At 43.0% G+C, this 577-nt stretch carries 1 protein-coding gene; it reads left to right on the top strand.

Annotated features, from left to right (window positions below; translation table 11 throughout):
- Positions 1-319 (top strand): hypothetical protein (locus ACFCV3_RS42690; RefSeq protein ID WP_376041200.1); only part of this gene is annotated, 319 nt, incomplete at its 5' end.
- Between the last annotated feature and the right edge of the window lie 258 nt (positions 320-577).

Genomic DNA, 577 nt, shown 5'->3' with positions numbered 1-577 from the left:
TTGGTATAAGCCACATAGAGCGCCGATCTTGCGTATATGGGGGATCGCGCCTGATGGACAAGAATTTCGATTATTGCTAACAGAGCATGGAGAAAAAGAGGCTGTTTTACTGTTCGGAAAGAAATCTTTTGTTGCCGTGCCAGATACGCAGAACCTTTATGGTGGGTGTTATTACCTTTATTTAGAGGATGCTCACAAGAACGAGCTTTTAATTGAGTTAAACGAAAGTGATTTATACCCCGGTGGCGCAATAGAACTTCAACACAACGGCGGTCGGAAGATTCATTGCGAGATACTAAAAGTAAGGTGGAGTCGTTAACTCAAGTAATGTTTCCTAAGTATGTTGATAGGCAAACATAGTGGTAGTTAGTCTCTCTGAGTAAATGATCTTCTTGTGATCCTGTCGTTACAGTCGTAATCTCTTGCTCTGAAAACGAAAAAACCACCTGGGGAGGTGGTTTGATCGAAGGTTAAGTCAGTTGGGGAACTGCTTAACCAGGTAACTGGGTATACGAGACCGCAGAAACCAAAAATGTTCTTTCAGTGTAGCCTCTCTCAGGCCCATACTTCAAGCTGT

Source organism: Kribbella sp. NPDC056345 (assembly GCF_042262745.1).
Classification (GTDB): domain Bacteria; phylum Actinomycetota; class Actinomycetes; order Propionibacteriales; family Kribbellaceae; genus Kribbella.
The sequence above is the reverse complement of the archived record's forward strand: the minus strand, read 5'-3'. Positions and strand labels throughout refer to the sequence as shown.